This is a genomic window from Pantoea sp. sgz302252 (genome assembly GCF_042610525.1).
Classification (GTDB): Bacteria; Pseudomonadota; Gammaproteobacteria; order Enterobacterales; family Enterobacteriaceae; genus Erwinia.
On the sequence record NZ_JBHDVM010000021.1, the window covers coordinates 1 to 19,310 of the forward strand.

Sequence of the window (19,310 nt, forward strand, 5' to 3'; positions counted from 1 at the left end):
AATACGCTTTCCTCCTTCAGAGTCAACTTCTTTTTCAGAAGTTTTTCTCCGGCGGTTCAGCTTCCTGAACCTCCTGAGCCGCTGGCTGTAAGCCGTTGTGCCGTCTCAGTGGTTGCGCATTATAGGGATCCGTTCTCAGAGCACAAGCCTTTTTTCGATCTTTCTTTTTGACTGCTTTATTTTCGCGCTTATCGTTCTGTTATCAGTCGATTTGAATAAAAATAAGGCTAATTTTAAGGGAGGCGTTGATCGTTAATAGCTTACGGCCCTACGCTTCAGGGATCATTTCACAGAGAGTATTCGCTATGTCAGGAAATTTACGTCCTTATAAAGAAACCTTTCCCCGCTGTGGCGCACGCGTTATGGTCGATGCAGCAAGCGTGGTGGTTGGTGATGTTGAACTGGCTGACGATGTCAGCATCTGGCCGCTTGTTGCTATCCGGGGTGATGTTAATAAGGTCACTATCGGCAAACGCAGCAATATTCAGGATGGCAGCGTACTGCACGTTACGCATAAGTCAGCTGCTAACCCGGAAGGCTTTCCATTGATCGTAGGCGAGGATGTCACGGTTGGCCACAAGGCTATGCTGCACGGCTGCCGGATAGGCAATCGTGTTTTAGTAGGTATGGGATCAATTCTGCTGGATGGCGCAATAGTAGAAGATGATGTGATGATAGGCGCGGGAAGCCTGGTGCCGCCGGGCAAGCGTCTGGCCAGCGGCTTTCTTTATCTTGGCAGTCCGGTTAAACAGATCAGACCGCTTACCGAAGCTGAAATCAGCGGCCTGCTTTATTCATCCAATAATTATGTTGGCTGGAAAGATGAGTACCTTGCTCAGGAAAGCCAGACCCAACCCTGATCGTCCTCTTCTTCAGCTTTGATCGCCTGTTCCGCTTCTTCTTCTATATCCCAGCGGAACTGCTGAAAATTTTCCAGTGCGGAACGATCGTTACCATAACGGCGGATCAATGATTCGCCGCTTATAGCGCAGAGTACCTGAAAACCGTTAACCAGCGCGGGAAAGCAAACCGCTTTCGCCGATTCGTCCCACCATTCCCTGTCGGGGAACTGAATGGCCTGGTTCATTGCTGTAGCTCAGTTTTTAAGGCCGCAATGACTGGCGCTACATCAGGAAAAACGCCATGCCATAAAAAGAATGACCATGCGGCCTGCCCCACCAGCATTCCCAGCCCGTCCGCCATCTGCGTCGCGCCCTGCTCACGACACCAGCGCAGGAAAGGCGTCGCACCAGCCTGGTAGAACATGTCATAGCAGCGGGTGTGCGGATTGATTAATGAAGCGGGTATAGCCGGTATTTCTCCGTCTACGCCACTGGAAGTAGCATTGATGATGAGATCGAATGAGGTTTCTTGCAGCCGATCCATAGGCCAGGCGACGATCTCGCCAGATTGCTGGAACAGTTCCGCCAGCGTTTGCGCTTTTGCCAGCGTGCGGTTGGTGATAGTCAGGCGACAGCTTAAAGCGAGCAGCGGCAGAATAACGCCCCGCGCCGCGCCGCCCGCGCCCACCAAAAGTACGCGATCGCCAGGTTTTACCAGTTCCAGCCTTTCCAGATCGCTGACCAGGCCGATGCCGTCCGTGTTATCGCCCAGCAGCCGACCATCTTCCAGCTTTTTAATAGTGTTGACCGCACCCGCCAGCGAAGCCCGTTCGCTTAACTCATCCACCAGCTCAAAAGCCTGTTCTTTAAAGGGCAGCGTAACGTTGGCGCCCGCTCCACCCTGGGCAATAAAATCTTCTATCGCTGCACCAAAACCATTTACCGGCGCACAAACGCGTCCATAGGGATGAGCTATCCCTGTTTGCTCTGCAAAAAGCTGATGGATCCGTGGCGATTTACTGTGATTGATTGGGTTACCAAAAACCGCAAAGTTCCGCATTCTTTATCCCTGCCTGATTAATTCACCGGTTAAGGCGTCGCGGATTTCAGACGGATTGGTTCTTCCGCCCGTTTCTCCCTGCAATACGGGAAAATCTGCCCCGAACTGCTGATGAACTTCCGCTGCCGTACGGCATGGCGGCAGGCCGGTCAGGTTAGCGCTGGTAGAAACCAGTGGCTTGCCAAAGGTCTGACAGAGTTGACGAACATCAGGATGATCGCTGACCCGCACGGCCAGGGAATCAAAGCGCCCTGTCAGCCAGCGCGGCGTAGCCGCATTGGCAGGCACCACCCAGGTGACCGGGCCAGGCCAGGAAGAGAACATTTTCTCTTTTTGTTCGGCGTTCAGGCGCGTTTCATCAAGGTAAGGCTGTAACTGCTGATAATCTGCCGCAATCAGGATAAGTCCTTTTTCTACCGGGCGCTGTTTTAACGCCAGCAGCGCCATTACCGCGGATTCGCTGTCGGGATTGCATCCCAGGCCAAATACCGCTTCGGTTGGATAAGCAATAACGGCGTTATGATGTAAATGAGAAATGCAGGCGTCCAGCGAGCCTGGCTGATAATTATTCTTCAATGCTGTTTCCTGCTGTTACGGGCTTGCCGCAGGCTTTACTGGCGCAAAATCGCCTGACGCCACGTGCGGTTTTTTTCTCAATCAAAAGGGGGAAATCACAGAATTCGCACTTTCCCTCTACCGGCGTAAAGTTTACGGCAAACTGGCAATCCGGATAACGATCGCAGGCATGGAAAGTTTTGCCATAGCGCGACCGCCGCTGCACCAGTTTGCCCTGCTGGCATTGAGGACAGGCAAGTGTGGTTTCATCTGGTTTGTCGATCAGTTCCGTATGCGCGCACTCGGGATAGCGGCTACAGCCGATAAACATGCCGTAGCGCCCCTGACGTAGCGCCAGCTCTGCCTGGCAAAGCGGGCAAAACTGTCCTTCGAGGATTTTAACAATATGGCCGTCGGCCTGATTTTTAAGGGGGCGGATATAATCACATTCGGGATAAGCCGAACAGCCCAGAAAAGCGCCGTGCTTTCCGGAACGAATGACTAATTCCGCCCCACACTGTGGACAAGGCTCATTTTTTCGCACAGCGAAAAGCGCTGTTTTATTCATAGCATTGGCGACACGAAGAGGGTCTTCAGTGCACTATTCCTTCATTAACGTCGAAAAGAAGTTCTTCCATCTGCTGATAGGCGTTTTCGCATCCGGGAATGTTAAACAGCACCATCAGAACTACCCACTTGAGATCTTCCAGATCGAATTCAAGCGTATCCAGCGCCATAATACGCTCAATAACCATCTCGCGGGTTTCCAGATTCAACACCTGTATCTGCTCCAAAAACAGGATGAACCCCCGACAGTTGGCGTCTAACCGCTGGCTCTCTTCTTCTGTATAAATACGCATTGAGAGCGGATCGGCTGCCAGCATAAAAGGTGCCGCCAGACCATCCTGATAGTCCGCCAGTTTCTCCAGCCAGTTCAACGCATTATAAATATCTTCGCGATGAAAACCGGCATCGGTTAGATCATCCGTTAGTTTATCCTGATCGACGCGCATTTCTGCTTCGCTATGGATATAGGTCTCAAATAGATACATCAGTACGTCGAACATGGCTTGCCCTCCTCAATCGGACATAGCCGCCGGGTACAGCTGTAATCCAACCTGCTAACTCCAGCTCGAGCAGTTTAGCTACGACGGCTGGCACAGGTTGGCAGGCACGTTCAGCGACAACGTCAACAGGTGTGACCTCATCTCCTACGTTAGCCAACACCTCGGGAAATGGCAATGAACTATTCTCCTCCGTGGCAGAATATATTGTGGTATTTTCCACCGGCGGCAGCCATTTCAAATCACTTTGCAGCTGCTCAAGGATGTTGTTGGGATGAGCAGTAAGCAGCGCGCCCTGTTGGATAAGCCAGTGAGTACCTTCACTGCCGGGATTGCCGATTGCGCCCGGTAGCGCATAAACATCGCGGTTTTGTTCCAGAGCCAGCTTTGCCGTCACCAGCGAACCGCTTTTCAACGCGGCCTCGACCACCAGCACGCCCAGGCTCAGGCCGCTGATAATTCTGTTTCGCCAGGGGAAATGCCAGGCGAGTGGTGCGGCCTCCAGCGGAAATTCGGAAACCAGCGCGCCGCCTTCGTCCAGGATCTGCTTTGCCAGCGAACGGTGCTGAAAGGGATAGATTTTCTGCAGCCCGCTACCGAGCACCGCCAAAGTTTTGCCTTTTACCTCTAAAGCAGCGCGATGCGCGATACCGTCTATCCCCAAAGCCAGGCCGCTGGTGATAGTCAAACCGCTTAACGCCAGCGTTTGTGCAAAACAGCTTCCCCAGGTACGGCCATAAGGCGAACAGTTACGGCTGCCGACAATGGCAATTTGCGGGGTTTTCAACAACCGCGGATCGCCCTGAACAAAAAGCGCGGCGGGAAAGTCGTGGATATTTTTCAATAAAGAAGGATAGGCAGCGCTATCGCAGGGAATAAAATGACAATTGTCCTGCTCCAGCCAGGCCAGCGTTTTATCGACAGCTGCTCTGTCATAAGCCAGAAAAGCCGCCGCCTGGTCCGGCAGCAGCCCCGCTTCGCGAAGCGCTTCTTTATTTAATGCCGTCATTTGCTGCAGCCTGGCGGCTATCTTTGCCCGCTGCTGATTAGTTAATCGCTTTACGCCTGACAGACGTAGCCAAATCTCCGTTGCCGTCATAGTGCTGTCCTTGCCCCGCGCCTGGTTAACGTAGCGGGAATGCTGTCAATCATGAGGCGAAATGTCTACAATAAGAAGGATAAATCTCTCATCCCTTGAACACAAATCTGGAAAGTTATGTCCGTTTTGCAGGTATTACATTATCCCGACGATCGCCTTCGCATCGTAGCTAAGCCCGTGGCCGAAGTTAACGCCGATATTCAACGTATCGTGGATGATATGTTTGAAACCATGTACGCCGAAGAAGGTATTGGCCTGGCGGCGACGCAGGTGGATATTCATCAGCGTATTATTGTTATCGACGTCTCTGAGAATCGCGATGAGCGCCTGGTGCTGATCAACCCCGAGCTGCTGGAAAAGAGCGGCGATACCGGTATTGAAGAAGGCTGCCTCTCTATCCCGGAACAGCGGGCGCTGGTGCCGCGCGCCGAGAAGGTAAAAATTCGCGCGCTGGATCGCGATGGCAAAAGCTATGAGCTGGAAGCGGACGGCCTGCTGGCTATCTGCATTCAGCACGAAATGGATCACCTGGTCGGCAAGCTGTTTATCGATTACCTGTCGCCGCTGAAGCGCGATCGTATTCGTAAGAAGCTGGAAAAACTCTATCGCCAGACGGCGCAGGACTGATCAACATTTGAAGAAGGGAAACCCGTGTCCGACTCTTTAAACATTATCTTTGCCGGCACGCCCGACTTTGCAGCGCGGCATCTTGACGCGCTGTTGTCGTCCAGCCATAAGGTGGTAGGCGTTTTTACCCAGCCCGATCGTCCGGCCGGTCGCGGCAACAAGCTAACGGCCAGTCCGGTAAAGCAGCTGGCTGAGCAGCACGGCATCCCGGTGTTTCAACCTAAGTCGCTGCGCCCGGAAGAGAACCAGCAGCTGGTTGCCGATCTACAGGCGGATGTCATGGTTGTGGTGGCTTATGGCCTGATCCTGCCAGCAGCAGTATTGGCTATGCCGCGTCTGGGCTGTATCAACGTGCACGGCTCGCTGCTGCCGAAGTGGCGCGGCGCGGCACCTATCCAGCGTTCGCTCTGGGCTGGTGATGCCGAGACTGGCGTCACCATTATGCAAATGGATGTGGGCCTGGATACCGGCGATATGCTGCACAAGCTCGCCTGCCCGATTGAGGCTACCGATACCAGCGCCAGTCTTTACCAGAAGCTTGCCGGGCTCGGTCCGCAGGGCATGCTGACCACGCTGGAACAGCTTGCCGACGGCACTGCCAGCCCGGAAGTGCAGGACGAAGCTCTGGTTAGCTACGCCGAAAAGCTCAGCAAAGAAGAAGCTAAGCTGGACTGGGCGCTTTCCGCCGCCCAGCTGGAGCGCTGCATCCGCGCCTTCAATCCCTGGCCGGTCAGCTATTTTGTGATTGACGAGCAGCCGGTGAAGGTCTGGAAGGCTTCTGTTCTGCCCCACGTAGCGAAAATGCCTGGCGAAATCGTGCAGGCCGATAAACATGGCATTCAGATTGCCACTGCCGAGGGCGTGCTGAATATCGAAGAGCTGCAGCCTGCCGGTAAAAAAGCCATGAAAGCGCAGGATTTGCTGAACTCCCGTCGCGAATGGTTTGTCCCCGGCAATATCCTTGCCTGATTTTTCGCCCGGCCGCGCGTCGGGCGATGTTTAAAGCGATCCTATGAAAAAAAATACAAATCTGCGCAGCGTGGCTGCCGAGACTATTACAAAAGTAGTCGAACAGGGAGAGTCGTTGAGCAATATCCTTCCTGCCGCGCAAAAAACGCTGCCAGAGAAAGATGCCGCGCTGCTGCAGGAAATTTGCTACGGCGTTCTGCGTACGCTGCCGCAGCTGGAATGGGTTATTGGCCAGCTAATGGAGCGCCCGCTTACGGGGAAACAGCGCGTTGTGCATTTCCTGATTATGGTTGGCCTTTATCAACTTCTGTTCACCCGCATCCCTGCTCACGCCGCGCTGGCGGAAACGGTTGAAGGCGCCGTTTCGCTTAAGCGACCGCAGTTAAAAGGGCTGATTAATGGCGTGCTGCGCCAGTTTCAGCGCAAGCAGGATGAGCTGACCACGGCAATGGCTCAGGGCGAGCAACAATTTCTGCATCCTAAATGGCTGCTGGCAAGGTTGCGAAGCGCCTGGCCTGAACAGTGGCAGCAGATTGTGGATGCCAATAATCAACGCCCGCCAATGTGGCTACGCGTAAACCGGCAGCACCACAGCCGCGATGCCTGGCTGAAGCTGCTGCAGGAAACGGGTAAAAACGCCGAACCTCATCCGCAACATAGCGATGCGCTAAGGCTGGATGCGCCCTGCGCCGTGTCGCAACTGCCGGGATTTGAACAAGGCTGGGTAACGGTTCAGGATGCTTCCGCTCAGGGCTGCGTCGCGCTACTGGATCCGCAGAACGGCGAGTCGATTCTGGATCTTTGCGCCGCGCCAGGCGGAAAAACCACCCATATTCTGGAAGCCGCGCCGGAAGCCAGCGTAATGGCTGTAGATATCGACGCGAAGCGACTGGCCAGAGTCAGCGAAAACCTGCAGCGGCTGAAGATGACCGCCGAAGTAAAAGTCGGCGACGGCACTGCGCCAGAGAACTGGTGTGGCGACAGGCAATTCGATCGCATTCTGCTGGATGCGCCCTGCTCGGCAACCGGCGTGATCCGTCGCCACCCGGATATTAAGTGGCTGCGCCGCGATCGCGATATCCCTGAGCTGGTTGCCGTACAGCAACAGATTCTGGAAGCCATCTGGCCGCATCTGAAGCCGGGCGGCACGCTGCTTTATGCCACCTGTTCAATATTGCCGGAAGAAAATCACCTGCAGATAGCGGCGTTTTTGGCCCGCCATGCCGATGCCACGCTGAAAGAGACAGGCGATGCGCAGCAGCCCGGAATTCAGGTTTTTCCAGATGCTCAGGGCGGCGACGGCTTTTACTATGCGAAACTGGTAAAGAACTAACCTGGTGGCCGGCTTACCCGGCCGAATCCTTTCACCTGAACAGACAAGCACAATGAAAATCATCATTCTTGGCGCCGGTCAGGTAGGCGGCACGCTCGCTGAAAACCTGGTGGGCGAAAATAACGATATTACCCTGGTGGATACGGATTCCGGTCGCCTGCGCCAGCTACAGGATAAATACGATTTACGCGTTGTGCAGGGCCATGGTTCGCACCCGCGAGTGCTGCGTGAAGCAGGCGCAGAAGATGCCGATATGCTGGTTGCGGTAACCAGCTCCGACGAAACCAATATGATCGCCTGCCAGGTCGCCTATTCTCTTTTCAATACGCCGAACCGTATTGCCCGTATCCGCGCGCCGGATTATCTACGGGATGCCGAAAGGCTTTTTATCCCGGAAGCCGTACCGATCGATCATTTGATTTCTCCGGAACAGCTGGTTATCGATAATATCTACCGGCTGATTGAATATCCAGGCGCGCTGCAGGTGGTTAATTTCGCCGAAGGCAAAGTCAGTCTGGCAGTGGTTAAAGCCTATTACGGCGGGCCGCTGGTAGGGAATCCTCTGGCGACCATGCGCGAGCATATGCCCCATATTGATACCCGCGTCGCCGCTATTTTCCGTCAGGATCGCCCTATTCGTCCGCAAGGCTCCACCATTGTGGAAGCTGGCGACGAAGTTTTCTTTATCGCCGCCAGTCAGCATATTCGGGCAGTGATGAGTGAATATCAGCGCCTGGAGAAACCTTACAAGCGCATTATGATTGTAGGCGGCGGTAATATTGGTTTCGGGCTGGCGCAACGCCTGGAGAAAAACTATAGCGTGAAGCTGATTGAACGTAATCAGCAGCGTGCCGCCGAGCTGGCAGAAATGCTACAAAACACCATAGTTTTCTATGGCGATGCTTCAGATCAGGAGCTGCTTGCCGAGGAGCACGTCGATCAGACGGATCTTTTTATCGCTATCACTAACGATGATGAAGCAAACATTATGTCGGCCATGCTGGCAAAGAGAATGGGCGCAAAAAAGGTGATGGTGCTGATCCAGCGTAAGGCCTATGTAGATCTTGTACAAGGCAGCGTGATCGACATTGCCATCTCACCACAGCAGGCGACCATCTCCGCACTGCTAAGCCACGTGCGTAAAGCCGATATCGTTGGCGTTTCGTCACTGCGCCGCGGAGTGGCTGAAGCGATCGAAGCGATCGCACACGGCGATGAAACCACTTCCCGTGTGGTGGGAAGATCCATCGACGATATCAAGCTGCCGCCAGGCACCATTATTGGCGCAGTGGTTCGCGGCGACGATGTAATGATCGCCAATGACAATCTGCGGATCGAACAGGGCGATCACGTGATCATGTTCCTGACTGATAAAAAGTTTGTGCCGGACGTGGAGCGGCTATTCCAGCCCAGCCCATTCTTCCTGTAAAGCAGCCGGGCAGATGCCCGGTTTTATCTTAGCGAAACGGCGTTATTTTACCCGCTCGCTCTGGCCACCGCGATTTTCTCCGCCCCGACAATGGCAAAAGCCGGTTCGTTTGTTAGACTTACCCACTGGCACAGGAAAGGAGATACCATGAGTTTATTAAAAGAATTTCGCGATTTCGCTATGCGTGGCAACGTGGTCGATCTGGCGGTCGGTGTCATCATCGGTGCCGCATTTGGTAAAATCGTTTCTTCGCTGGTGGCAAATATCATTATGCCGCCGCTGGGATTATTGATTGGCGGGATTGATTTCAAACAGTTTGGCTGGGTGCTCAAGCCCGCCGTGGGCGATACGCCTGCGGTAGTGATGCAGTACGGCATCTTTCTGCAGAACGTTTTCGATTTTGTTATCGTGGCTTTTGCTATCTTTTTGGCTATCAAGCTGATGAACAAGCTGCACAAGAAGAAAGAAGTAGAGAAGCCGGCGCCTAAGATCAGCGCTGAAGAAACGCTGCTTACCGAGATCCGCGATCTGCTGAAGCAGAAAAACGGCCAGATTTAAGTAGCCATAAAAAAGAAACCGCCTTTATCGGCGGTTTTTTTATGTCCTGAAAGCAGAAGGCCAGTGGTAAAGTCTGCTTTACCACTGGCCTCCCGGGCTACGTGTTTGTCCTTACGCCGGTAGCTGCCTTTGCCTTTTTTGTTGGCTTCGACCCGGCTTCTGAACAGCGGATCGTGCAGTAAGGCTTCCAGCGCGTTGTCGCGGATGACGCCCTTTTTATGCTGATATTTACTCATGGGATTTTCCTTGTATGAATTCGGCAATGAATATAGAACTGGTCGAGGAAAAGATCAATCCTCCGCTGAAGCCAGCGCGCCTTTTTCTAACGCTTCCAGAATTGAACAATAAAGGCTGCTGTGGGCCGTGCCACAACAGGCGTCATTCAGTCTGCTGAGCGAGCGCTGCATATGTTGCAGTTCGGCAATCATACTTTCGACTTCCCGTAATCTGGTCTGAACGATGGTTTTCGACTCCTGACAAGTATGGTGTTCGGGATCGATGCGGATCGACAGCAGTTCGCGGATGGCCTCCAGGCTAAAGCCAAGCTGTCTGCCATAGCGGATAAACTTAAGGCGCTGCAAATCATTTTGGCTGTAAAGCCGGAAACCGCCTTCGGTGCGGATCTCATGATCCATCATTTGCTGCTTTTCGTAATAGCGGATCGTATCCGGAGTAACGTCCGCCAGCTTCGCCAGCTGACCAATCTTATACATTATTTTTCTCCGAACAGGCGCAGCTGCAGCCGCTCGCCGTACTCGTTTCTGAGAAAATCTGTGCTCATACCAGCCTGACGCAATTTGCTCTCGAGTAGCGCGAGACGTTTAGCATGGTGCGAATAGCGTTCGTCCTCGGGTTTGATACCGGCAAGCAGCTCGTTCAGTTCAACGGCTTCGCGTCGCATCTCCAGCTCAGGCGGCAGATAACCAGAATTTTTCAGCAAACGGTATCCGGCGCGGAGTTCAGGCGGTACATGACTGTCGTCATCCAGCTCCAGCTTTTTACCGCTGCCGGGCAGGTTGTCGAACTCGCCGTTTTTTTGGGCTTCGGCAATGTGCTGCTCTACCAGTTGGTCGAATAACCACATAGTGACCTCACGGCTGGGAAGGGAAAAATCAGGATAGCGCGTTATATCACGGAGGGGAAATCACAGGTATAAAAAAACCGGGCCAGGGCCCGGTTTTTCCAGATTGCGGCAGAAATTACTCTGCTGCTTCTGCTTGAGCTTCTGGACGATCAACCAGCTCGATGTAAGCCATCGGAGCGTTGTCACCAGCGCGGAAGCCACACTTCAGAATACGAGTGTATCCACCGGCACGGCTCGCGAAACGCGGGCCCAGCTCGTTAAACAGTTTTGCCACGATCTCGTTATCACGAGTGCGGGCGAATGCCAGACGACGATTAGCTACGCTGTCGGTCTTGGCAAGAGTAATCAGCGGCTCAACTACACGACGCAGCTCTTTCGCTTTAGGCAGGGTCGTCTTGATGATTTCATGACGAACCAAAGAGCCTGCCATGTTGCGGAACATAGCCTGGCGATGGCTGCTGTTGCGGTTCAGTTGACGACCACTCTTACGATGGCGCATGACCTTATCCTTCTCAGTGAAACCTTAACCTGTGATCGGGTTATTCATCAGCAATGCTGGCTGGCGGCCAGTTCTCAAGGCGCATGCCCAGAGAGAGTCCGCGAGATGCCAGCACGTCTTTAATCTCGGTAAGAGACTTTTTACCAAGGTTAGGCGTTTTAAGCAGCTCAACCTCGGTACGCTGTACCAGATCACCGATGTAGTGGATAGCTTCTGCCTTAAGGCAGTTAGCAGAGCGGACAGTCAATTCCAGATCGTCAACAGGGCGCAGCAGGATCGGATCGAATTCTGGTTTCTCTTCTTTCACTTCCGGCTGACGTACATCACGTAAGTCAACGAAAGCTTCCAGTTGTTCAGCCAGAATGGTTGCCGCACGGCGGATCGCTTCTTCAGGATCAATAGTGCCGTTGGTTTCCATTTCGATGACCAGCTTGTCCAGGTCAGTACGCTGTTCTACACGCGCTGCTTCAACATTGTAGGCAATACGCTCTACAGGGCTGTAGCAGGCGTCGACCAACAGACGACCGATCGGGCGCTCATCTTCTTCCGAATGAATTCGGGCAGAAGCCGGCACATAACCACGACCGCGCTGAACTTTGATACGCATGCTGATAGCCGCGTTCTCGTCAGTCAGGTGGCAGATCACGTGCTGCGGCTTGACGATTTCGACATCACCATCATGGGTGATATCGGCTGCAGTCACAGGGCCAATGCCAGATTTATTCAGAGTAAGAATAACTTCATCTTTCCCCTGAACTCTTACCGCCAAACCTTTCAGGTTGAGCAGGATTTCCAGGATATCTTCCTGTACGCCCTCTTTGGTGCTGTACTCATGCAGTACACCATCAATTTCAACCTCGGTCACCGCGCAACCCGGCATTGATGAAAGCAGAATACGGCGCAGTGCGTTACCAAGAGTATGGCCAAAGCCACGCTCTAAAGGCTCAAGGGTCACCTTGGCGTGCGTCGAACTCACTTGCTCGATATCTACCAGGCGCGGTTTTAGAAACTCTGTCACAGAACCCTGCATTGTGTCCTCTCTTTGGTACTAAGCTTTACTTAGAGTAAAGCTCGACGATCAGGTGTTCGTTAATGTCCGCAGACAGATCGGTACGTTCAGGCTTGCGCTTGAAGACACCTTCCATCTTAGTTGCATCAACTTCCAGCCAGGTTGGCTTTTCACGCTGCTCAGCCAGCTCCAGAGCGGCTTTCACGCGAGACTGCTTTTTGGCTTTCTCACGGATGCTAACAACGTCATTCGGAGTTACCTGATAAGAAGCGATGCTAACAACGCGACCATTTACCATGATGGATTTGTGGCTAACCAGCTGGCGTGCTTCTGCACGAGTAGCGCCAAAGCCCATACGATAAACAACGTTATCCAGACGACCTTCCAGCAGAGCTAACAGGTTTTCACCGGTGTTGCCTTTCAGACGTGCTGCTTCTTTATAATAGTTACGGAACTGACGCTCCAGCACGCCGTAGATACGACGAACTTTCTGCTTTTCACGTAACTGTACGCCATAGTCAGACAGACGCGGTTTACGCGCACCGTGCTGGCCAGGGGCTTGTTCAATCTTACACTTGGTATCAATCGCGCGAACGCCAGACTTCAGGAAGAGGTCTGTACCTTCACGACGGCTCAGCTTGAGCTTAGGACCCAAATATCTTGCCATTTTCTTTCTCCAACATTCCTAAAAAACGGGCGTTATACGCGGCGTTTTTTCGGCGGACGACAACCGTTGTGAGGGATCGGAGTCACATCAGTAATATTAGTGATGCGGAAACCAGCAGCGTTCAGAGCACGAATCGTTGATTCGCGGCCTGGACCAGGACCCTTAACCATAACTTCCAGGTTCTTAATACCGTAATCTTTTACAGCCTCTGCACAGCGCTCTGCAGCGACCTGAGCAGCGAACGGCGTAGATTTACGTGAACCGCGGAAACCGGAACCACCGGCGGTTGCCCAACCCAGCGCGTTACCCTGACGATCGGTAATGGTCACGATGGTGTTGTTGAAAGATGCATGGACATGAGCCACGCCATCAGAGACTTGCTTTCTTACACGCTTGCGTGCACGAACTGGTGCCTTTGCCATTATTCAATCACCCCGATTATTTCTTGATCGGTTTACGCGGACCCTTACGGGTACGTGCGTTGGTCTTGGTACGCTGACCGCGCACTGGAAGACCACGACGATGACGTAAACCACGATAGCAACCAAGGTCCATCAGACGCTTGATGCTCAGGGTGACTTCACGACGCAGATCGCCTTCAACAACAAACTTTGCAACTGCGTCACGCAGAATGTCGATTTGTTCTTCAGACAGCTCACTGATCTTAACATTTTCAGCGATTCCCGTTGATGCACAGATAGCCTGTGAGCGGGTCTTGCCGATGCCGAAGATCGCGGTTAAAGCGATAACGGTATGTTTATGATCAGGAATGTTAATGCCTGCTATACGGGCCACTATGCACTCCTACTATTTAAATATGCGCCCCATGCTGAAAAGCCCGTTTTCAGGATACTCAAATGGAAACGCATAGACATACAAAAGATTGGCTGGCTAATCTAGCCAGCTCAACCCGACTTTGCAAGAAAAATATTAGCCCTGACGCTGTTTATGCTTAGGCTCGGCGCTGCAAATCACACGTACGACGCCGTCGCGACGGATGATTTTGCAGTTACGACATAATTTCTTGACGGAAGCACGAACTTTCATTTTTACTCTCCGTAACTTCTCAAGCGCCTGAATTAACGGCCGTAGCCCTTCAGGTTTGCTTTCTTCAATGCAGACTCGTATTGACTGGACATCATCAGAGTTTGCACTTGAGCCATAAAGTCCATGATGACAACAACTACGATCAGCAGTGAGGTACCGCCGAAGTAGAATGGAACTTTCATCGCATCACGCATGAACTCCGGGATTAGGCAGATGAAAGTAATGTAGAGCGCACCCACTAAGGTGAGACGCGTCATTACTTTATCGATGTACTTCGCCGTCTGTTCTCCCGGACGAATTCCTGGTACAAATGCACCAGACTTCTTCAGGTTATCTGCTGTTTCTCGCGGGTTGAAAACCAACGCCGTATAGAAGAAACAGAAGAAGATGATTGCAGTCGCATAGAGTAACACATAAAGCGGTTGACCTGGCTGCAAATACATTGAAATAGTCGTCAGCCAGTTCCAGCCTGTACCGCCCCCGAACCATGAAGCTATGGTCGCCGGGAACAGGATAATGCTGGAAGCAAAGATTGCCGGGATTACGCCCGCCATATTCACTTTCAACGGTAAATGTGTGCTCTGCGCAGCATAGACACGACGGCCTTGCTGACGTTTCGCATAGTTCACCACAATGCGGCGTTGACCACGCTCAACGAAAACAACGAAGAAGGTCACTGCAAATACAAGAACTGCAACCAACAGCAACAGGAGGAAGTGCAGGTCGCCTTGCCGCGCTTGCTCGATGGTATGGCCAATGGCCGGCGGCAGACCCGCAACGATACCAGCGAAGATTATGATTGAGATACCGTTGCCGATACCGCGCTCAGTAATCTGTTCGCCCAGCCACATCAGGAACATTGTCCCGGTCACCAGGCTGACAACAGCGGTAAAGTAGAAGGCAAAGCCTGGATTTAACACCAGGCCCTGCATTCCGGGCATATTCGGCAGGCCGGTAGCAATACCGATCGACTGAAATATGCCCAGTACCAATGTGCCGTAACGGGTGTACTGGCTAATCTTACGACGGCCAGCCTCCCCTTCTTTCTTGATTTCTGCCAGCGCGGGATGAACCACGGTGAGCAGCTGGATAATGATCGACGCCGAAATATACGGCATGATCCCCAGAGCAAAGATAGAAGCACGGCTCAGAGCACCACCAGAGAACATGTTGAACATTTCAATGATGGTGCCACGCTGTTGCTCAAGCAGTTTGGCAAGTACAGTGGCATCGATACCAGGGATTGGAATAAAAGAGCCAATGCGGAAAACAATCAGCGCACCAATCACAAACAAAAGTCTGCGTTTCAGTTCGCCAAAACCACCTTTGGCACTTTGAAAATCTAATCCCGGTTGCTTAGCCATCTGCTACTTATTCCTCAATTTTACCGCCAGCAGCTTCGATTGCAGCACGAGCGCCTTTAGTGACACGCAGACCGCGAACCGTTACCGGTGCAGTGACTTCGCCAGACAGGATAACCTTAGCGAATTCAATCTGAATGCCGATAATGTTGGCTGCTTTCAGCGTGTTCAGGTCGACGATCCCGCCTTCAACTTTCGCCAGATCAGACAGACGAACTTCTGTCGTAACCATAGATTTGCGAGAGGTGAAACCGAATTTCGGCAGACGACGGTACAGAGGCATCTGACCACCTTCGAACCCGCGACGTACGCCACCGCCAGAACGAGAGTTCTGACCTTTGTGACCACGACCACCGGTTTTACCCAGGCCAGAACCGATACCGCGACCTAAACGCTTGGAAGCGTGCTTAGAGCCTTCAGCCGGAGACAGAGTATTTAAACGCATCTGTTACTCCTCCACTTTAACCATGTAGTAAACCGCGTTAACCATGCCGCGTACTGCTGGCGTGTCTTCACGCTCTACGGTGTGGTTAATACGACGCAGACCCAGGCCAAGCAGAGTTGCCTTGTGTTTCGGCAAACGTCCGATCGAACTGCGGGTTTGAGTAATTTTAATAGTCTTAGCCATGGTCTTTACCCCAGAATGTCTTCAACGGATTTGCCACGCTTGGCAGCGACCATTTCTGGGGAATTCATGTTGGCCAGGCCATCCAGCGTTGCACGAACCACGTTAATCGGGTTAGTGGAACCGTAGGCTTTAGCCAGAACGTTATGAACCCCAGCGACTTCCAGAACGGCGCGCATTGCACCGCCGGCAATGATACCGGTACCTTCAGAAGCCGGCTGCATGAACACACGAGAACCTGTGTGCACGCCTTTAACAGGGTGCTGCAGGGTGCCGTTGTTCAGCGCGACATTGATCATATTGCGACGAGCTTTTTCCATCGCTTTCTGGATCGCTGCTGGAACTTCACGCGCTTTACCGTAACCAAAACCGATGCGACCGTTACCGTCGCCTACCACTGTCAGTGCAGTGAAGGAGAAAATACGACCACCTTTAACGGTTTTCGATACGCGATTTACCGCGATCAGCTTTTCCTGCAGTTCGCCAGCTTGTTTTTCGATGTGTGCCATCTTACACCTCTACCTTAGAACTGTAGGCCAGCTTCACGGGCAGCATCTGCCAGTGCCTGGACACGACCATGATATTGGAAACCAGAGCGGTCGAAAGAAACACCAGTGATGCCTTTTTCGATTGCGCGCTCAGCGACTGCTTTACCAACAGCGGCGGCGGCGTCTTTGTTTCCGGTGTACTTCAGTTGCTCACTGATTGCTTTTTCTACTGTAGAAGCAGCAACCAGAACTTCAGAACCGTTAGGAGCAATTACCTGTGCGTAAATGTGACGCGGGGTACGATGTACCACCAGGCGAGTTGCACCCAGCTCTTTGAGCTTGCGGCGTGCGCGGGTCGCACGACGGATACGAGCAGATTTCTTATCCATAGTGTTACCTTACTTCTTCTTAGCCTCTTTGGTACGCACGACTTCGTCGGCGTAACGAACACCCTTGCCTTTGTAAGGCTCAGGACGACGGTAGGCGCGCAGATCGGCTGCAACCTGACCAATCAGCTGTTTATCAGCGCCTTTCAGCACGATTTCAGTCTGAGTTGGACATTCAGCAGTGATTCCCGCTGGCAGCGCATGCTCAACCGGATGAGAAAAGCCCAGGGCCAGACTCACGGCATTGCCTTTAACGGCTGCACGATAACCTACACCAACCAGCTGCAGCTTCTTAGTGAAGCCTTCGGTAACACCGATAACCATACCGTTCAGCAGTGCACGAGAAGTACCAGCCTGTGCCCAACCGTCTGCAAAACCTTCGCGCGGAGCGAAAGTCAGAGCGTTGTCAGCATGCTTAACTTCTACAGCATTGTTGATGGTACGAGTCAGCTCGCCGTTTTTACCTTTAATCGAAATAACCTGACCGTCGAGTTTTACCTCTACGCCGGCAGGAATGACGACAGGTGCTTTAGCAACACGAGACATTCTTTCCTCCGTTAAGCTACGTAGCAGATAATTTCGCCACCAAGACCAGCCTGGCGCGCTGCACGATCGGTCATCACACCTTTAGAGGTAGAAACAACAGCGATGCCCAGTCCAGCCATTACTTTTGGCAGTTCGTCTTTGCGCTTATAGATACGCAGACCTGGACGGCTTACACGCTGAATGCTTTCTACCACAGCCTTGCCCTGGAAGTACTTAAGAGTCAGTTCCAGTTCTGGCTTGGTGTCGCCTTCGATTTTAAATTCTTCAATATATCCTTCTTCCTTCAGCACGTTGGCAATTGCCACTTTCAGCTTGGAGGAAGGCATGGTGACCGCAACTTTATTCGCGGCCTGACCGTTACGGATACGGGTCAGCATATCCGCGATCGGATCTTGCATGCTCATCTGTCTTTACTCCCGTGATTCTATTGGTAATTACCAGCTAGCCTTTTTCAAGCCAGGCACTTCACCGCGCATGGCGGCTTCACGCAGCTTGATACGGCTCAACCCGAATTTGCCCACATAACCATGTGGACGGCCAGTTTGGCGGCAGCGGTTACGCTGACGAGACGGGCTGGAATCACGCGGCAGAGTTTGCAGCTTGAGAACCGCATTCCAACGTTCTTCGTCGGAAGAGTTCACACTAGAGATGATAGCTTTTAATTCCTCGCGTTTAGCGCGGTATTTATCAGCCAGTTTTACGCGAACGACTTCGCGTGCCTTCATCGATTGCTTAGCCATGAAGTAACCCTACCTTACTTGCGGAACGGGAAGTCAAAGGCAGCCAGCAGAGCACGGCCTTCATCGTCAGATTTCGCAGTAGTGGTAATGGTAATATCCAAACCACGAACGCGATCGACTTTGTCATAGTCGATTTCTGGGAAGATGATCTGCTCACGAACGCCCATGCTGTAGTTACCACGACCGTCGAAAGACTTGGTGGACAGGCCACGGAAGTCACGGATACGCGGTACAGCAATAGAGATCAGACGCTCAAAGAACTCCCACATGCGCTCGCCACGCAGAGTTACTTTACAGCCGATCGGATAGCCCTGACGGATTTTGAAGCCTGCAACAGATTTGCGTGCTTTGGTGATAAACGGCTTTTGACCGGAGATTGCTGCCAGATCGGCTGCTGCGTTATCCAGCAGTTTCTTGTCAGCGATCGCTTCACCAACACCCATGTTCAGGGTGATCTTCTCGACCCGAGGGACTTGCATGACAGAATTGTAGTTAAACTCGGTCATGAGTTTCTTAACTACTTCGTCTTTGTAGTAATCATGCAGTTTCGCCATCGTACTACTCCAAATTACTTGATAGTTTCGCTGTTAGACTTGAAGAAACGGACTTTTTTGCCGTCTTCGAATCTAAAGCCTACACGGTCAGCCTTGCCGGTGGCAGTGTTGTAAAGCGCAACGTTGGAAACCTGAATAGCGGCTTCTTTTTCAACGATGCCACCTGGTTGGTTCAGAGCCGGAACCGGCTTCTGATGTTTCTTCACCAGGTTGATACCTTCAACAATGACCTTGCCAGAAGACAGGACATTCTTAACTTTACCGCGCTTACCTTTATCTTTGCCGGTCAGCACGATAACTTCGTCATCGCGACGGATTTTAGCTGCCATTTTTCGCTCCTTAGAGTACTTCTGGTGCCAGAGAGATAATTTTCATGAACTTTTCAGTACGAAGTTCACGAGTTACCGGCCCAAAAATACGCGTTCCGATAGGCTGCTCGCTGTTATTGTTCAGAATAACGCATGCATTACCATCGAAGCGAATGACAGAACCGTCCGGGCGACGAACACCCTTCCTGGTGCGCACCACTACCGCTTTCAGCACATCACCTTTCTTAACCTTACCGCGAGGAATTGCTTCCTTGATGGTAATTTTGATGATATCGCCTACGCCTGCGTAGCGACGGTGCGAGCCACCCAGAACCTTGATACACATTACGCGACGTGCACCGGAGTTGTCGGCGACGTTCAGCATAGTCTGTTCTTGGATCATTTTAGTGCTCCGCTAATGTCAACTACTACTTCGGGACCTGATTCAGGTCGTATAAAA

32 protein-coding genes are annotated in these 19,310 nt (G+C 52.4%); 6 read left to right on the top strand and 26 right to left on the bottom strand.

Features of this window, described 5'->3' with window-relative positions; all coding sequences use genetic code 11:
* Positions 1-305 precede the first annotated feature (305 nt).
* On the top strand, positions 306-860 hold the full coding sequence (locus ACETPC_RS22985; RefSeq protein ID WP_380184782.1) for a gamma carbonic anhydrase family protein: 555 nt from the start codon (positions 306-308) through the stop codon (positions 858-860).
* On the opposite strand, the gene ACETPC_RS22990 is transcribed toward ACETPC_RS22985, so the two are convergent.
* Genes ACETPC_RS22990 through dprA form a run of 6 tightly spaced genes read right to left on the bottom strand, consistent with a single transcriptional unit; the run spans position 836 to position 4,620 of the window.
* A complete protein-coding gene (locus ACETPC_RS22990; RefSeq protein ID WP_380184783.1) occupies positions 836-1,087 on the bottom strand; it encodes a DUF1488 domain-containing protein in 252 nt (83 codons plus the stop codon). The genes ACETPC_RS22985 and ACETPC_RS22990 overlap by 25 nt on opposite strands.
* Positions 1,084-1,902 carry a shikimate dehydrogenase gene (gene aroE, locus ACETPC_RS22995; protein ID WP_380184784.1) on the bottom strand — a complete coding sequence of 273 codons (819 nt, stop codon included), beginning with the start codon at positions 1,900-1,902 and terminating at the stop codon, positions 1,084-1,086. Before aroE ends, ACETPC_RS22990 begins: the two co-directional genes overlap by 4 nt.
* Before the next feature lie 3 nt (positions 1,903-1,905).
* Complete coding sequence (tsaC, locus tag ACETPC_RS23000; protein ID WP_380184785.1) at positions 1,906-2,478, bottom strand: L-threonylcarbamoyladenylate synthase type 1 TsaC; 573 nt, start codon at positions 2,476-2,478, stop codon at positions 1,906-1,908.
* Entirely contained in the window at positions 2,468-3,025 is a 558-nt protein-coding gene (locus ACETPC_RS23005; protein WP_380184786.1) for a topoisomerase DNA-binding C4 zinc finger domain-containing protein, read from the bottom strand. Before ACETPC_RS23005 ends, tsaC begins: the two co-directional genes overlap by 11 nt.
* 25 nt (positions 3,026-3,050) lie before the next feature.
* Positions 3,051-3,524 (bottom strand): DUF494 family protein Smg, encoded by a 474-nt coding sequence (smg, locus tag ACETPC_RS23010; RefSeq protein ID WP_380184787.1) that lies wholly within the window; start codon positions 3,522-3,524, stop codon positions 3,051-3,053.
* Complete coding sequence (gene dprA / locus ACETPC_RS23015; protein WP_380184788.1) at positions 3,496-4,620, bottom strand: DNA-protecting protein DprA; 1,125 nt, start codon at positions 4,618-4,620, stop codon at positions 3,496-3,498. The genes smg and dprA overlap by 29 nt, the downstream gene beginning before the upstream one ends.
* Before the next feature lie 117 nt (positions 4,621-4,737).
* Between dprA and def the strand changes: the two genes are divergently transcribed.
* The 5 genes from def to mscL all read left to right on the top strand — a co-directional run bounded on the left by def (position 4,738) and on the right by mscL (position 9,536).
* Entirely contained in the window at positions 4,738-5,247 is a 510-nt protein-coding gene (gene def / locus ACETPC_RS23020; protein WP_380184789.1) for a peptide deformylase, read from the top strand.
* Between the two features lie 24 nt (positions 5,248-5,271).
* The gene (gene fmt, locus ACETPC_RS23025; protein ID WP_380184790.1) at positions 5,272-6,216 is read left to right on the top strand and encodes a methionyl-tRNA formyltransferase; all 945 of its coding nucleotides are present in this window, start codon (positions 5,272-5,274) and stop codon (positions 6,214-6,216) included.
* Between the two features lie 43 nt (positions 6,217-6,259).
* Positions 6,260-7,549 (top strand): 16S rRNA (cytosine(967)-C(5))-methyltransferase RsmB, encoded by a 1,290-nt coding sequence (rsmB, locus tag ACETPC_RS23030; RefSeq protein WP_380184791.1) that lies wholly within the window; start codon positions 6,260-6,262, stop codon positions 7,547-7,549.
* A gap of 52 nt (positions 7,550-7,601) precedes the next feature.
* On the top strand, positions 7,602-8,978 hold the full coding sequence (gene trkA, locus ACETPC_RS23035) for a Trk system potassium transporter TrkA (protein WP_380184792.1): 1,377 nt from the start codon (positions 7,602-7,604) through the stop codon (positions 8,976-8,978).
* A gap of 147 nt (positions 8,979-9,125) precedes the next feature.
* A complete protein-coding gene (gene mscL, locus ACETPC_RS23040) occupies positions 9,126-9,536 on the top strand; it encodes a large-conductance mechanosensitive channel protein MscL (protein ID WP_380184793.1) in 411 nt (136 codons plus the stop codon).
* On the opposite strand, the gene ACETPC_RS23045 is transcribed toward mscL, so the two are convergent.
* The 20 genes from ACETPC_RS23045 to rplN all read right to left on the bottom strand — a co-directional run bounded on the left by ACETPC_RS23045 (position 9,533) and on the right by rplN (position 19,253).
* Positions 9,533-9,772 (bottom strand): alternative ribosome-rescue factor A, encoded by a 240-nt coding sequence (locus ACETPC_RS23045; RefSeq protein ID WP_380184794.1) that lies wholly within the window; start codon positions 9,770-9,772, stop codon positions 9,533-9,535. The genes mscL and ACETPC_RS23045 overlap by 4 nt on opposite strands.
* Positions 9,773-9,826: 54 nt before the next feature.
* The gene (zntR, locus tag ACETPC_RS23050) at positions 9,827-10,249 is read right to left on the bottom strand and encodes a Zn(2+)-responsive transcriptional regulator (RefSeq protein ID WP_380184795.1); all 423 of its coding nucleotides are present in this window, start codon (positions 10,247-10,249) and stop codon (positions 9,827-9,829) included.
* Positions 10,249-10,620, bottom strand: coding sequence for a DUF1992 domain-containing protein (locus ACETPC_RS23055; protein ID WP_380184796.1), 372 nt, complete (start codon positions 10,618-10,620; stop codon positions 10,249-10,251). Before ACETPC_RS23055 ends, zntR begins: the two co-directional genes overlap by 1 nt.
* A gap of 115 nt (positions 10,621-10,735) precedes the next feature.
* A complete protein-coding gene (gene rplQ / locus ACETPC_RS23060; protein WP_120458461.1) occupies positions 10,736-11,119 on the bottom strand; it encodes a 50S ribosomal protein L17 in 384 nt (127 codons plus the stop codon).
* Between the two features lie 40 nt (positions 11,120-11,159).
* On the bottom strand, positions 11,160-12,149 hold the full coding sequence (locus ACETPC_RS23065) for a DNA-directed RNA polymerase subunit alpha (protein ID WP_002919219.1): 990 nt from the start codon (positions 12,147-12,149) through the stop codon (positions 11,160-11,162).
* 25 nt (positions 12,150-12,174) lie between these two features.
* The gene (gene rpsD, locus ACETPC_RS23070; protein WP_336144224.1) at positions 12,175-12,795 is read right to left on the bottom strand and encodes a 30S ribosomal protein S4; all 621 of its coding nucleotides are present in this window, start codon (positions 12,793-12,795) and stop codon (positions 12,175-12,177) included.
* 32 nt (positions 12,796-12,827) lie between these two features.
* Entirely contained in the window at positions 12,828-13,217 is a 390-nt protein-coding gene (gene rpsK, locus ACETPC_RS23075; protein WP_004160563.1) for a 30S ribosomal protein S11, read from the bottom strand.
* Between the two features lie 16 nt (positions 13,218-13,233).
* Positions 13,234-13,590 carry a 30S ribosomal protein S13 gene (gene rpsM / locus ACETPC_RS23080; RefSeq protein ID WP_048917626.1) on the bottom strand — a complete coding sequence of 119 codons (357 nt, stop codon included), beginning with the start codon at positions 13,588-13,590 and terminating at the stop codon, positions 13,234-13,236.
* 135 nt (positions 13,591-13,725) lie between these two features.
* Positions 13,726-13,842: a 50S ribosomal protein L36 gene (gene rpmJ / locus ACETPC_RS23085; RefSeq protein WP_004160566.1), complete on the bottom strand. Its 117-nt coding sequence runs from the start codon at positions 13,840-13,842 to the stop codon at positions 13,726-13,728.
* Between the two features lie 32 nt (positions 13,843-13,874).
* Positions 13,875-15,206: a preprotein translocase subunit SecY gene (gene secY / locus ACETPC_RS23090; RefSeq protein WP_124233601.1), complete on the bottom strand. Its 1,332-nt coding sequence runs from the start codon at positions 15,204-15,206 to the stop codon at positions 13,875-13,877.
* Between the two features lie 7 nt (positions 15,207-15,213).
* Entirely contained in the window at positions 15,214-15,648 is a 435-nt protein-coding gene (gene rplO, locus ACETPC_RS23095) for a 50S ribosomal protein L15 (RefSeq protein ID WP_380184797.1), read from the bottom strand.
* A 3-nt stretch (positions 15,649-15,651) separates the two neighbouring features.
* Positions 15,652-15,831: a 50S ribosomal protein L30 gene (rpmD, locus tag ACETPC_RS23100; RefSeq protein ID WP_380184798.1), complete on the bottom strand. Its 180-nt coding sequence runs from the start codon at positions 15,829-15,831 to the stop codon at positions 15,652-15,654.
* Between the two features lie 5 nt (positions 15,832-15,836).
* Positions 15,837-16,337: a 30S ribosomal protein S5 gene (rpsE, locus tag ACETPC_RS23105; protein ID WP_004160571.1), complete on the bottom strand. Its 501-nt coding sequence runs from the start codon at positions 16,335-16,337 to the stop codon at positions 15,837-15,839.
* 14 nt (positions 16,338-16,351) lie between these two features.
* On the bottom strand, positions 16,352-16,705 hold the full coding sequence (gene rplR / locus ACETPC_RS23110) for a 50S ribosomal protein L18 (RefSeq protein WP_004160572.1): 354 nt from the start codon (positions 16,703-16,705) through the stop codon (positions 16,352-16,354).
* A 9-nt stretch (positions 16,706-16,714) separates the two neighbouring features.
* Complete coding sequence (gene rplF, locus ACETPC_RS23115; RefSeq protein ID WP_380184799.1) at positions 16,715-17,248, bottom strand: 50S ribosomal protein L6; 534 nt, start codon at positions 17,246-17,248, stop codon at positions 16,715-16,717.
* An 11-nt stretch (positions 17,249-17,259) separates the two neighbouring features.
* Positions 17,260-17,652 carry a 30S ribosomal protein S8 gene (rpsH, locus tag ACETPC_RS23120; RefSeq protein ID WP_052902739.1) on the bottom strand — a complete coding sequence of 131 codons (393 nt, stop codon included), beginning with the start codon at positions 17,650-17,652 and terminating at the stop codon, positions 17,260-17,262.
* A 30-nt stretch (positions 17,653-17,682) separates the two neighbouring features.
* A complete protein-coding gene (gene rpsN / locus ACETPC_RS23125) occupies positions 17,683-17,988 on the bottom strand; it encodes a 30S ribosomal protein S14 (RefSeq protein ID WP_062749332.1) in 306 nt (101 codons plus the stop codon).
* Between the two features lie 14 nt (positions 17,989-18,002).
* Complete coding sequence (gene rplE / locus ACETPC_RS23130; protein WP_380184800.1) at positions 18,003-18,542, bottom strand: 50S ribosomal protein L5; 540 nt, start codon at positions 18,540-18,542, stop codon at positions 18,003-18,005.
* 14 nt (positions 18,543-18,556) lie between these two features.
* The gene (rplX, locus tag ACETPC_RS23135; RefSeq protein ID WP_020322770.1) at positions 18,557-18,871 is read right to left on the bottom strand and encodes a 50S ribosomal protein L24; all 315 of its coding nucleotides are present in this window, start codon (positions 18,869-18,871) and stop codon (positions 18,557-18,559) included.
* A gap of 10 nt (positions 18,872-18,881) precedes the next feature.
* Positions 18,882-19,253 carry a 50S ribosomal protein L14 gene (rplN, locus tag ACETPC_RS23140; RefSeq protein WP_004160583.1) on the bottom strand — a complete coding sequence of 124 codons (372 nt, stop codon included), beginning with the start codon at positions 19,251-19,253 and terminating at the stop codon, positions 18,882-18,884.
* Between the last annotated feature and the right edge of the window lie 57 nt (positions 19,254-19,310).